Genomic DNA, 807 nt, shown 5'->3' on the forward strand with positions numbered 1-807 from the left:
CACTCCGACCGGGACCGGTTCCATGTTTCCCGCGGCGAGATCATCACCGGCCCGGTCACCGATTGGGCGACGGACTTCTCGCACCTGGACCCGCGGTGGTCCGAGGACCCCTTCCCGATCATGGACGACCTGCGGCAAAGGTGCCCGATCGCGCACACCGAACGGTTCGGCGGTGTGTGGCTGCCCACCCTGTACGAGGACGTCGCGGCGATCGCCTACGACACCGACCGCTTCTCCTCGCTCGGAGCCAACCTCACCGAGTTCCGCCCGCCGCGGGACCTGGCGCCGATCGGCGAAGCGCCGCCCATCACCTCCGACCCGCCGTTCCACCACGGCGCGCGCAAGCTGCTGCTGCCGGCGTTCACCAAGACCGCGGTCGCCAAGCTCGAGTCCGGCACGAGGACGTTCTGCCACTCCCTCGTCGACGGTCTGGAGGGGCGGGACGTCGTGGACGCCGCCCACGACTACGCGCGGCAGATCCCGAGCCGGGTCATCGGCGACCTGCTCGGCCTGCCGCCGGAGGATCGGGAACGGTTCCACCAGCTCGCCGTCAACCTGGAGGGCGAGGGCAAGCAGTCGCGGGACGAGCGCATCGAGCACATGGGCCGGGTGTTCATCTATCTCCTCGCGGAGGTCAACAAGCACATCGAGCAGCCCCGTGACGACCTGATCAGCTACCTTCTGGACGCGGAGATGCACGGCCGCAAGCTGGAACCGAACCACGTCATCGGCACGATCGTGCTGCTGCTCATCGCCGGCATCAGCACCACCTACAGCGCGATCGGCACGTCCCTGTGGCACCTGGCT

1 protein-coding gene is annotated in these 807 nt (G+C 68.5%); it reads left to right on the forward strand.

The annotated features are described in order from the left end of the window. Window positions 1–807: cytochrome P450 family protein (locus AC3ERT_RS36570; RefSeq protein ID WP_488180761.1), on the forward strand; the 807-nt coding region annotated here is incomplete at both ends.

This window comes from Actinacidiphila sp. bgisy145 (assembly GCF_057708125.1).